The following is a 10,708-nucleotide window of genomic DNA, read 5'->3' as shown; positions in this document are numbered from 1 at the left end:
GTGAACAAAACGGCCGCCCCTTGGGGCGGCCGTCACGTTTGCGGCTAACTCGGCGGTGACGATTTCGTCGCCACCCCGCATACTCGCGCGCAGTTGGCCTATGCTGCTGACAGCATGACGCTGGATCTTTCTGAGGGATGCTCAATGTTTTACGTGCAACGCGATGCGCAAGGTCTGTTGATTCGCGTGGAAGCCGCGGCCTACGCCGAGGCCACGGAAACGCTGCCGGCCGACAGCCATGAAATCCAGGCCTGGTTCGCCAATGAAGTGGTGGAAACCAGCCTGAAACAGCTCAAGCAGAGCGACCTGGAAATGATTCGGGTACTCGACGACCTGATTCAGGTGTTGACCCAGAAAGGCGTGATCCGCGTCACCGACCTGCCGCCGGCGGCGCAGGCCAAGTTGATGGACCGCACCCAGGCGCGTGAGGCGTTGGGCGGGTTGAGCCAGTTGATCGATGATGATGAAGGTGGGCTTATCTGATCCCGCATATTCGTTGAATGATCTGGCCCCTTCGCGAGCAGGCTCGCTCCCACATTTGAAATGCATTCCAATGTGGGAGCGAGCCTGCTCGCGAAGACAGCATCACTGACACCGCTGCACTAAAAGTTTAGCTCCAGGGTTTGGGCTCACCAAACAACTGTCCCTGCACCCCATACAAGCCCATCTCGCGAATCACCGACAACTCACCCTCGGTCTCCACCCGCTCGGCAATCAATGGCAGGTCGATGCTGTGCGCCGCACGCTGGATCGCCTCGATGAACAGGCGCTTGTCGCTCTCCTGATCGATCGCGCGAATGTAACTGCCATCGATCTTCAGGTACGCCAGCCCCAGCCGCGCCAGGTTGCCGATCATGCTGAAGCGTCCACCAAAGCGCTGCAGACTCAGAGAGAAACCGAGTTCACGCAGGCGCCGGGTCAACTGCTCCAGCACCGCTTGCTCCGGCAATTGCTCCTCGCCGATCTCCAGCGTCAGGCGCTCGCCGAGGTCGGAGTGTGCGCGCAGAATCTCGAACACTTTGTTCAGCGCTTGTGGATCGGCCAGGGTTGCCGAAGACAGGTTCAGCGCCAGCGAATCTTCGTGCCCTTTCATCTGCTCCAGCACGCGTTCGAGCATCAGACGGTCCAGTCGCGCGGTCCAGCCAAAACGCTCGAGCCACGGCAGGAAACGCCCGGCCGGGATGGTCTGGCCCTGTTCATCCAGCAAGCGCGAAAGCACTTTGTAATGCAGCACCAATTGCGTGTCCTGAGCGGCCACCACCGGTTGGAAGTACAGCTCGAAACGCTGCTGATTCAGTGCCTGATTGAGCAAGCGATGCCAGGCATGGTGATCGTCACCGACGTCCGCCACCAGGCTCTGATCGATGCACGCCCAGTTCTGCTCGCCCTGTCCCTCGGCCTGCGCCAGCGCCTGATCGCCCAGGGTCAGTACCGCTTGCGGTGAATCGCCGTGAGCAAACGGAGCGAGGCCGATGGAGGCCACGGCCGGCACATCGGTTGCGCCAGTGGCATGCAGGCTGCTCAATGCGCTGTCGAGATTCTGCGCCAGTTGCAGCGCTTCTTCGCGCACCAGTCCCGGTGCCAGCACGGCGAATTCACCGCCGCGAATCCGGGTGACGAGGTTTTGGGTTTCCGGGTATTTGGCGCATTCGCGGGACAGTTGCTCGCCGACGGCTTTCAACAATTCATCGGTGCGCTGACCGCCCAGACGCTGATTGAGCCCGGCCAGATCCTTGACCCGCAACAACAGCAGGTAACCGGAACTGGCCTGCTCGGGGTTGCTCACCCGATTGTGCAGCTGCATCTCGAAATAGCGCCGGTTGGCCAGCCCCGTGAGGTTGTCCTGATAAGACTCGGCACGCAGTTTTTCGCTGCGCTCGGCCTGCTCCTGGAACAACGCCTTGAGCTTCTCCACCATCTGGTTCATCGCCTGCACCACGCGCCGCAGTTCAGGGGTACGCGGCAACTCCGGCAGGCTGAGGAATTCGCGGCGGGCGATGGCGTGGGACTGTTTGACCATGTAATCCAGCGGGCGCAATTGCCGGCGCAGCAGCAGCGCGCCGAGCACTGCACTGACCGCGCCACACAGCAGCAGCCAGCCGAGGCTGCCCAACGCGCTCTGCCACAGTTTGGCCACGGCAAACATCGGGTGGCTGACCACCTCGACCCGCGCCGCCTGCTCCCAGCCACGGCTGACCAGCGCGTCGCCACCGGCCGGCTCCAGGCCGATCAGTTTGACGAACCAGTCAGGCACATTGCTGACTGCCGGAATCCCGCTGCGCTCGACAATGGTCTGGTCGGTCTTGAGATCGACCACGCGGATGCTCGCGTAATAGCCGCTGTCGAAAATCGAGCTGACCAGCAGCTCGACCATCGCCGGGTCGTCGATATTCGGCGTCAGCGACAACGCCAGCGCCGTGGCGGCGTCCTGGGCATGTGAGCGCAGCTGGTTGACGTACTGGGTGCGCGAGCTCTCCAGACTGACCATGAAGCTGCCGGTGAAGGCGACCACCAGGAACAGACAGATAGCGATCAACAGCTGTTTGAACAAAGACATCTGAGCGCGTGCTCCTAGTTAGTCGTTTCGACCGGGAAACCTTCGGCCTGCATTTTCTTCAGCACATCCTGCCAGCGCGACAGGCGTTTGGTGTCACCGACCTTCTTGTTGCCCTTGGCTCCCGGCAGGTACAGACCTTCAGCATTGAAAGAGTAGACCGGCAGCAAATCGGTTCGCTGGGACGCAGGCTGAATCGGATCGATCAGGCTGTCGAGCACCAGCGGCATGGCATCGGGGGTGGCGTAGTAAGTCAGCACCATGTGTGCGCGATTCTGGCGCAGTGCCTTGACGTAGGTGATGCGCAGCTTGTCACTGGAGACCCCGAGATGGCGCAGGCTGAAATACTTGGCGATCGCGTAGTCTTCGCAATCGCCGGCGCCTTTCCACAACGCTTCGATGGGCGTCTCCCAATAATCGACCTGCCCCCACAGATCGATATCTTCTACATAACGCACCTGTTTGTTGAAAAACAGGTTCACCACTTTCAGCTTTTCCATCTCGCTGACCTGTTTCTGCGTGGCCAGCAGGTTTTGCCAGGCATCGATCCGCTGCTGCCCGGCACCCAACGGGCCGTAGAGCGCCGTAGCCTTGCGGCTGATCGCGGAAAAATCCCAATCGGCATGCAGGCCGCCCAGCATGACGCCGGCCAGCAACAGTGCGCAGCCTAGCCAGCGCAGAGTCCGGGGGATCGCGAAACGTACCGCCACAGCAGGTTTCCAGGGGGCAGGAAGGAAAGCGTTTGATGGTGAAGCTTAGCCCGGCAAAAAACAATGGCACCATGAGATCATCGCCATCGCGCTAAACTTCACAGAGGACAGCAATCCTTTACATGGTTTGACAACCTGTAGAGCAATCACTAGTGTCTTTGGATCCAAATTCCGTCGTCATTCAGGGTGAGTAGTTGTGACACAGAAGCCCAAACCGCTGCACAGCATCAAAGTCGATGGGCCGATTCCCGCACACCTTGCCCGCTCGATCATCGAAGAAACCCTGCGCTCGGCGATCCTTGACGGTCGCTTGCCGTGCGGCACCGCCCTGCGCCAGCAGGATCTGGCCGACCTGTTCGGGGTCAGCCGCATGCCGGTGCGCGAGGCTCTGCGCCAGCTCGAAGCGCAGGAACTGCTGAGCGTCACCACCCACAAGGGCGCCGTTGTAGCGCCGCTGATCCAGGGCGACGCCACCGAAACCTACGAGTTGCGGATCCTTCTCGAATCCGAAGCCATGCGCCAGTCGATCCCGTTGCTGACCAGCGCCGATCACGCGCTTGCCGCCGGCTATATCGAAGAACTCGAAACCCAGCACGACTACAGCGAAATCGGTCGGCTCAACCGTCTGTTCCACATGGCCCTGTACAGCAAGGCACCGAATAAGCGTCTGCTGCGGCTGGTCGAAGACGGCCTCAACGAGGAGGAGCGCTTCCTGCGTTTCAATCTCGAAGCCATGGGCCTGGGCAAACTCTCCCAGGAAGATCACCGCGCCATGCTCCAGGCCGTGATCGAGCGCGATGTCGAGCTGTCGGTGAAGTTGCTCACACATCACCTCAACCGTGGCGTCGACGTGATCACCCGGTTCCTCGCCAGTCCCGCCGGACAAAACCGCAAGGCCGTGCGCTGACACCCTTCACGCCGGTCTCAGGCCTTCGCGCCTGACCGGCGAATAACCCGCTTACAAATCCTCTCCCCGATCCTCCGCAAACCTGGTGGCGGATCCGCGTGTTCGCTCTAACCTCCCAGCGCTCGCAAGCCCGCCATTGCGGCTCGGCGCGGACGAATCGGTCATAGCCGTCCCGCCAATTTACCCGCACTCTTTAACGGCCACCCCATGAAGAACGGGCGACGCGCCGCACCGCCGGCGCAGTCCCCGCACCAGGAACCTACGGAAGGAGCCTTGCCACGGGAAAAAGGGAAGTTACGGCGCCGTTTCCGGCCCACTTTCATTCCTATACATCACATTCAATTTCCGCTTCTTGAAGTTGCTTTGAGTGAGGCATTCACTCTTGTCTTCAATTTTGGCCATTATTTGCCGAAAGGAGCAACTACGCCCAAGTAAAACTTAAACAAAAAGTTTTACCGGGCCGACTCATACTTGAAAAACATACAACTAAAAATAATTCAAAATAAACTTGTTAAGTTATTTGACGATGTATTAGCTTTTCCTCGCCGAGCAGGGTTACCCCCGCAAACACGGCGCAGCTCTGCAGTCAGCCAATAGCCTTGGTAAATATTCACCAACGCCTGGCCGAGAGCCTTTCATGCACTTTGCAAACTTTCATTAATCCGAATGAGGCCCGCGTTCGCGAATAGAAAACATTTCAAACTTATCAAGTCCGTGTTGATGCACTGAACGAGCAATCCCTCTATTCCAATAACACCGAGGTTCGCCATGATGCCAACTAAAGAACAACTCGCCCTGAAAAAAGCGCAATTGAGCGTTCACCCGATCTTTACCGAGATCGATTCGTTATCGGTACTGCGCCGGTTCATGGAATCCCACGTCTTCGCCGTGTGGGATTTCATGTCGTTGACCAAGCGCCTGCAACAGGAACTGACCTGTACACGGCTGCCATGGTTACCGCCACGCGATCCGCATGCTGCGCGGCTGATCAACGAGATCGTGCTTGGCGAAGAGTCGGATGATCGTCCCGCCCACGGCCATTACAGCCATTTCGAACTGTACCTGGACGCGATGCGCGAAGTCGGTGCGAGCACCACGGCGGTCGAACGGTTTGTCGCGCTGCAACAGGAAGGCGTGAGTTACGACGTCGCCCTGCAAAGCGTTGAGGTTGATCCGGCAGCGGCGAAATTTGTGCGCGAGACGCTGAACACAGCGCTGCATGCGCCAGGCCACAGCGTCGCTGCCGCGTTCCTGCATGGCCGTGAGAGCGTGATCCCGACGATGTTCCAGCGCATCCTCGATGACTGGGGGATCGGCATCGAACAGGCACCCACCTTTCGCTATTACCTGGAGCGCCACATCGAGGTCGACTCCGAAGATCACGGCCCGGCGGCAGAGCAACTGCTGGAGCGCCTGGTCGACGGTGATCCGCAGCGTGAGGCCGAAGTCTACGCCAGCGCCATCGCGGCGGTGGATAGCCGCATCGCCCTGTGGGACGGCCTGCGTCTGAGCATGCGCGAGCCCTTGGCGGAGGTGGCCCGATGAACGCCGCCGACTACCAATCCTTCGCCGACGCCTGGGAAACCCGCGCCACTATCCGCACCCGGCCACGGCGTGTTCTGGAAGACGATGAGCGCCTGATCTATCCGCTGAGCCGCCAGCCCCTGGTGCTCAGCGAAACCTTCCTGCGCGAATGCCCGCAGCAGCGTGATTTCGCCCTGGTGCAGACGCTGTACAAATTCATCAACGACGTGGTGATTTTCGAAACCGAAATCGTCGACCAGACCGCCCGCGCCATCGCCAAGAATCACTTCGCCGTACCCTTCCCGTTCGCCTGTCGCTACGACGCCATGACGGTGGTGGTGGACGAGGATTACCACGCACTGGTGGCGATGGACTTCATGCAGCAGACCGTGGCCATGACCGGCATCGAACCGATCGAACTGCCCGCTGAAATCGAACTGAGCCGGGCAATTCCTGCCGCTGTGGCACTGGCGCCCGAGCACCTGCGCAGCGCGGTGGAACTGATCTGCGTGGCCATCGCCGAGAACACCGTGACTGGTGACGTCGCCGCATTCGCCCGGGACGACACGGTCAAGCCGTCGATCAAAGGGCTGATGGCCGATCACCTGCTCGACGAGGGCCGGCACTCCAGTTTCTGGGCGCGCATGGTGCGCATCTATTGGCACACCGCCAATGACGCGGACCGGGAAACCATCGCGCAGATCCTGCCGGTGTTCATCGGCCATTACCTGACCAACGACATCCAGAAGTCCTTCGATCTGCGCCTGATCGACGCCTTGCCGGTCAGTGATGCGATCCGCCACTCGCTCAAGGACGAAATGGCCGGGCTGGCCTTCCCGATCAATCGCCACCATCCGCTGGTGGGCAACATCGTGCGCTTTTTCCACAACAGCTCGCTGCTCGACACGCCGTGCGTGCAGCACGCCCTGCGTGACTATCTGGTTTGATGAGGAGGCCGACATGAGACGTCTCGACATTTTATTGATTGGCGCCAGCCAGGCCATGACCGACCTGGCGCAGGAACTCGAACAACACGGTCACTCCTTGCGGCGCAGCGGCGCGGCGCAATCGCCGGTAGACCTGATCATCGACGATGGCTTCATCGGCGCCGGTGATTTCTGCGCCATCCCGCACTTGCATCTGCGCCTCGGTATCGCTGCGCAGCGCCTTGGCGGTTTACCGACGCTCGACCTGCTGTGCTTCCTCGGCTCGTCAATGATCAGCCGTGTGCCGATTGGCGATGAGCCGTCCGGCAATGGTCAAGCACTGCGCCAGCGAGTGCTGACGCAGGTGGTCGACGAAGTCGCGCTGCTGGTCAGCCGTTTCTCCCGCGATGCCGAGTATTTTCAGCAGGCATTGCCAGTTACCGCGCCGTACTTCGAACAGGTGGAGGACCTGTCGTTTCTCGACAGTCTGGCTTACGTCCATCGCCTCAACGCCACGACGCATCCGGCATTGTTGCAACAGGCGCAGACGCCGTTGATCGAACGCCTGCAACGCAGCCTGATCGAACACGCCGAGCGACCGGCGCTGCACCTGGCCGAGCACTCGCTCAGCTACCGCCAGTTGCACGCGCACAGCCGTGCGATCCAGCAACGTCTGCAGCCACTGCTAGAGCAGCATCCGCAGCCGTGGATCGTGGGTATCTGCCAGCCGAAAAGCCCGGCGCTGTTCGCCTCGATTCTGGCGGTGCTCGGCAGTGGCGCAGTGTATCTGCCGCTTGAGCCGAGCCATCCGTTGCAGCGCCAGCAATACATCCTGCAAAACGCCGGCGCGGTGTTGTTGCTGCACGACGGCGAGCATCCGCTCGGTGAGTCGATGCCCGGATTGGATGTCAGTCATATCGACAGTGCCGACGCCGATCTCGACCTGCCGTTGATGCGTCAACGGCCGACGCTTGAAGCACCGTGCATGGCGCTCTACACCTCCGGCACCACCGGCCATCCAAAGGGCGTGCTGCTGAGCCAGGCGAACCTCGCGCACTTCACCGCGTGGTACGCCGATTACGTGCAGTTGCGCGCCGAAAGCCGAGTTCTGCAGTTCTCTTCGCTGAGCTTCGACTCGTCGCTGATCGATATCTTTCCGACACTGCTGCAGGGCGCCGAACTGGTGGTGCCCGACGACACCCAGCGCCGCGATCCACTGCAACTGGTGGCGCTGATCCGCCGCCGGCAACTGACCCACGCGTTTCTGCCGCCAGCGCTGCTGAGCATCCTGCCGCTGGAGCAACTGCAAGGCGTGGAAGTGATGACCGGCGGCGACGTCTGCGAGCCATTCGTCATCGAGCAATTGACCCGCCAGGGCAAGCTGCACAACCTCTACGGCCCCACCGAGGCCACGGTGCTGATTACCGCTCGCCAGCTCAAACCGGGTGACAGCAACCGCACTCTTGGCGCACCGATTGCCAACAGTCAGGTGCTGATTCTCGATGACGAGTTGCAACCGGTGCCGGAGAACACCGTCGGCGAATTGTTCATCGTCGGCCCCGGCGTTTGCCTCGGTTACTTGAACAATCCGCAGCAGACCGCCGAGCGCTATCTGACCCTGCAACTGCCGCACGGCGAAACCTTGCGGGCCTATCGCAGTGGCGACATGGCCAAGTGGGGCGAACACGGTATCGAGCTGTGCGGACGGCGCGACAATCAGGTGAAGATTCGCGGTTTCCGGGTCGAGCCGGAAGAGATCGAACGCTGCCTGCGCGAGAGCCAGTTGTACCGCCAGGTGGCGGTGGTGATCGACAGTCAGCGGCGGATTCTGGCGTTCCTTGCGCAGCCGCAGTCGGACGCTGCCCGCGATCTGTTGAAGGCGCATGCCCAGCAGTTTCTGCCGGACTACATGCAACCGGTGGCATGGACTGAACTGGCACGGATGCCGTTCGCCAGCAACGGCAAGGTCGATCGCAAGGCATTGCTGGAGCTGCCGGTGAGCGTGCAGGACAGCGGTCCGAAATGCCTGCCGGCCAACGCTGACGAAGCGTTGCTGCTGGAGATCTGGGCGGAACTGCTGGAGCTGCCGAGCAGCGATATTTCCACCGACGAAAGCTTCTTCAATCTCGGTGGGCATTCGATTCTGCTGTCGCGGATGTTACTGCGCTTGCGTGAGGAGTTCGGGCGCAGCATCTCGATCAACCGCTTCATCGAATTGCCGACCATCATCAAACTTGCAACGCTGGTGCGCGGTACCGATGACAGCGCAGTGCTCAGCGCCCAGGCCATGGCCGACGCCGAGCGCCCGCTGAACATCGAACCGCTGCCGATCAGTCGCCTGGGCGATGTGCACAAGGTGATCGTCACCGGCGCCAACAGCTTTGTCGGCGTGCACATCGTCGAAGCGCTGCTCGGTTGGGGCGCCAGCGAAGTGGCGTGTCTGGTGCGCGACGGTGGCGGGCAAACGGCGGCGCAGCGTTTTGCTCAGGCGCTGCGTGAGAACCGTCTCGAGCATCTCGATTTGAGCCGGGTGCGGATCTACTCCGCGGACCTCACCCGCCCGCAACTTGGCCTGGCCGACGACGATTATCAGCGCCTGGATCGCGAGTTCGGCGCGCTGGTGCACAACGCCGCCAACGTCAATCACGTGCTCGATTACGAGTCGCTGGCCGCGGATAACGTCGAGCCGATTTTCGAGCTGCTGCGCCTGTGTGAAGGGCGCAGCAAAAAGGTCTTCAACTTTGTCTCGACGCTGTCCGCTTCCAGCACCGTCGACGGCGAAGGCCGAGTGCTCGAATTGCCCGCCGCACCGACCCCGCCAATCTACATCCGCAACGGCTACAACCTGTCGAAGTGGGTCGGCGAACGCATCCTTGAACGGGCGCGCGAGCGTGGGGTGTGGGTCAACCTGTATCGCCCCGGCAACATCAGTTTCAACAGCCTGAGCGGCGTCTGCCAGCCGCACAAAAACCGTTTGATGCTGATGCTCAAGGGCTCGATCCAGCTCGGTCAGGTACCGGCCTTCGCGCTGAATTTCGACCTGATGCCGGTGGACTTTCTCGCCCGCTTCATCGCCTTCCACGCCAGCCGTTATTTGACCGAGCGTGCGGTGTTCAACCTGCACAACCCCGAACCGCTGAGTTGGGATGCCTACGTCGCTTCGTTCCGCGAAACCGGCAGCGAGTTCTCGCTGGTCAGCGTCGCCGACTGGCAGCAGCAACTGGGCCGGGTCGACGCCGACAACGCGCTGTTCGGCGTGCTCGGTTTCTACCTCAACGGCTTCGAGGAGGACATCGGCGACATCTCCCTGATCGGCCACGCCAACGCTGAAGCCGGCGTGCAACAGATGGGCGCGCACTACCCGGAAAAATCCCCGGCGCTGCTGCGTCGCGGCTGCGATTACCTGAAAGAAATTAACTTCATCTGATTCATCCAAAAAAGGAGCAACACCATGAGCAATCTGCAACCCGACACCCTGATCAAAAACCCGCACGGCTGCCACGTTGTGTCGTCGGTGGAAGTGCCGGCGGACGCGGCGCAGGTCTGGGCGGTGGTCGGCAATTTCGCTGGCTTCGACCGCTTCATCCCGGCGCTGTCGCACATCGACATGACCGGCGACGGCGTGTCGTCGCTGCGCAAGAAGTTCTTCAAGGACGGCAACGTGGTGGTCGAGCAACTCAACTCACGCGATGAGCAGGCACGGGCCATGACCTGGACCACGATCTACAACACCTTGGGTGTGGCGAATTTGTGGGCAGCGATGAACGTGGAATCATTGGGAGCGGGGAAGTCGCGGGCGACCTGGACGATCATTGCCGAGCCGGCTTCAGGTGGGGAGGAAGCGCTGCCGGGGTTCAAGGATTTCGTGCAGGGGTTTGCCGATGATGCGATGGGGAATGTGTTGAAGCTGTTTGTCTAAGGCTTCAGTTTGGCGGTGACTGAACTACCGCCTTCGCGAGCAAGCCCGCTTGTGTCTGAGTAAGGGGATAAACTCTGGGGTGAGAGGGGTGGATGGCAAGCTGTGAGTCCGCGGTGCTTGAAGCACGAGTGGGAGCAAAGCTGCCATCCACCTTTCTACTCTGGCCCC

Annotated in this window: 8 protein-coding genes; 6 read left to right on the top strand and 2 right to left on the bottom strand. The window is 60.9% G+C overall.

Annotation, left to right across the window (positions count from 1 at the left end; all coding sequences use genetic code 11):
• Positions 1-144: 144 nt before the first annotated feature.
• Positions 145-483, top strand: a complete 339-nt coding sequence (locus tag ACM6I7_RS06460) for a hypothetical protein (RefSeq protein ID WP_027611112.1) — start codon at positions 145-147, stop codon at positions 481-483.
• Positions 484-610: 127 nt separating this feature from the next.
• Here the strand turns inward: ACM6I7_RS06460 and lapD are convergent, their stop codons facing one another.
• Positions 611-2,557: a cyclic di-GMP receptor LapD gene (gene lapD, locus ACM6I7_RS06455; protein ID WP_414888186.1), complete on the bottom strand. Its 1,947-nt coding sequence runs from the start codon at positions 2,555-2,557 to the stop codon at positions 611-613.
• 14 nt (positions 2,558-2,571) lie between these two features.
• Complete coding sequence (lapG, locus tag ACM6I7_RS06450) at positions 2,572-3,264, bottom strand: cysteine protease LapG (protein WP_007962016.1); 693 nt, start codon at positions 3,262-3,264, stop codon at positions 2,572-2,574.
• A 196-nt stretch (positions 3,265-3,460) separates the two neighbouring features.
• Here lapG and ACM6I7_RS06445 point away from each other — a divergent pair, with 196 nt between their 5' ends.
• The 5 genes from ACM6I7_RS06445 to ACM6I7_RS06425 all read left to right on the top strand — a co-directional run bounded on the left by ACM6I7_RS06445 (position 3,461) and on the right by ACM6I7_RS06425 (position 10,540).
• Complete coding sequence (locus ACM6I7_RS06445) at positions 3,461-4,171, top strand: GntR family transcriptional regulator (RefSeq protein ID WP_027611110.1); 711 nt, start codon at positions 3,461-3,463, stop codon at positions 4,169-4,171.
• Positions 4,172-4,939: 768 nt separating this feature from the next.
• Positions 4,940-5,716, top strand: a complete 777-nt coding sequence (locus ACM6I7_RS06440; protein ID WP_346650815.1) for a DUF3050 domain-containing protein — start codon at positions 4,940-4,942, stop codon at positions 5,714-5,716.
• Entirely contained in the window at positions 5,713-6,642 is a 930-nt protein-coding gene (locus ACM6I7_RS06435; RefSeq protein ID WP_414888185.1) for a diiron oxygenase, read from the top strand. Before ACM6I7_RS06440 ends, ACM6I7_RS06435 begins: the two co-directional genes overlap by 4 nt.
• A gap of 13 nt (positions 6,643-6,655) precedes the next feature.
• Positions 6,656-10,048 carry an amino acid adenylation domain-containing protein gene (locus tag ACM6I7_RS06430; protein ID WP_414888184.1) on the top strand — a complete coding sequence of 1,131 codons (3,393 nt, stop codon included), beginning with the start codon at positions 6,656-6,658 and terminating at the stop codon, positions 10,046-10,048.
• A 24-nt stretch (positions 10,049-10,072) separates the two neighbouring features.
• The gene (locus tag ACM6I7_RS06425; RefSeq protein ID WP_333991847.1) at positions 10,073-10,540 is read left to right on the top strand and encodes an SRPBCC family protein; all 468 of its coding nucleotides are present in this window, start codon (positions 10,073-10,075) and stop codon (positions 10,538-10,540) included.
• The last annotated feature ends 168 nt before the right edge of the window (positions 10,541-10,708 follow it).

This window comes from Pseudomonas sp. IT-93MI4, from assembly GCF_949767635.1.
GTDB classification, from domain to species: domain Bacteria; phylum Pseudomonadota; class Gammaproteobacteria; order Pseudomonadales; family Pseudomonadaceae; genus Aquipseudomonas; species Aquipseudomonas putida_A.
The sequence above is the reverse complement of the archived record's forward strand: the minus strand, read 5'-3'. Positions and strand labels throughout refer to the sequence as shown.